Genomic DNA, 787 nt, shown 5'->3' with positions numbered 1-787 from the left:
CAAGCCTCGCAGCGTACCCGCGGCGCCGGACAAGGCCTCGTTGTCCTGAACGAATTCTACGTCGGCAACCTGCTGGCAAAACCCGCGCGCGCTGAACACTTCCGAGAAGTAGCCGCGGGCATCACCAAAACGTCTCGGACGAACCCTTACAACATCAGGAATGGACTGAAATTCAACAATCATCAACACAATACCAATACGAAGACTTTCTTGAAGTAAGCGAATATATTGACCCAAGTCAATACCGTCTATGTTTACATATACTGCATTCCAATGGGTATGCATGCTCGTTTTTCTCTATAAATAATTCAACCACGAGACATATATCAGAATTTTAATTTATAAACATTGTTGCATCTACATCCGCTTCCTAGAGCGTGTCCTGCGATCGATGAATCGATTGTGATGTGACAGGCGGCTTGTGAGCCGATTCAACATCTGCCTTGTGGGGGAGGTTGATGATGGGAAGAGCTCTGAGCGGGGATTCACGGTCTCGGGTGTTGAAGGCCTCAGCCGAAGGCATGTCGGCGCGTCGGGCTGATTGAGGAACGCAAAGACATCACGCTCAACGAGATGGCGCAACAGCTGGAGACCGAGCAATCGGTCGGGATCCGCCGCAGTGCCCTGAGCGCCTGGCTTCGTGGCCATGGCTGGACGTTCAAAAAAGTCCGCACATGCGCTGGAGCAGGATCGGCCTGACATCCTGAAGCGGCGGCGCGACTGGTTCGAGGCCTGGCCCGATCTCGATCCCCGGCGCCTCGTCTTCATCGACGAGACCGGCCTGTCG

The 787-nt window shown here is 53.9% G+C and carries 1 protein-coding gene and 1 pseudogene; one reads left to right on the top strand and one right to left on the bottom strand.

Annotated features, from left to right (window positions below; translation table 11 throughout):
- Positions 1-285, bottom strand: a 285-nt coding sequence (locus tag ACTJKX_RS38190; RefSeq protein WP_440728501.1) for a dTDP-4-dehydrorhamnose 3,5-epimerase family protein, incomplete at its 3' end; no start/stop codon positions are given.
- Between the two features lie 222 nt (positions 286-507).
- Here ACTJKX_RS38190 and ACTJKX_RS38185 point away from each other — a divergent pair.
- A pseudogene (locus ACTJKX_RS38185) lies at positions 508-787 on the top strand (IS630 family transposase); the annotation flags it as partial.

This window comes from Labrys sp. 22185, assembly GCF_052045555.1.
GTDB lineage: Bacteria > Pseudomonadota > Alphaproteobacteria > Rhizobiales > Labraceae > Labrys > Labrys neptuniae.
Note: the sequence above shows the minus strand (reverse complement) of the source record. Positions and strands in the feature narration are given on the sequence as shown.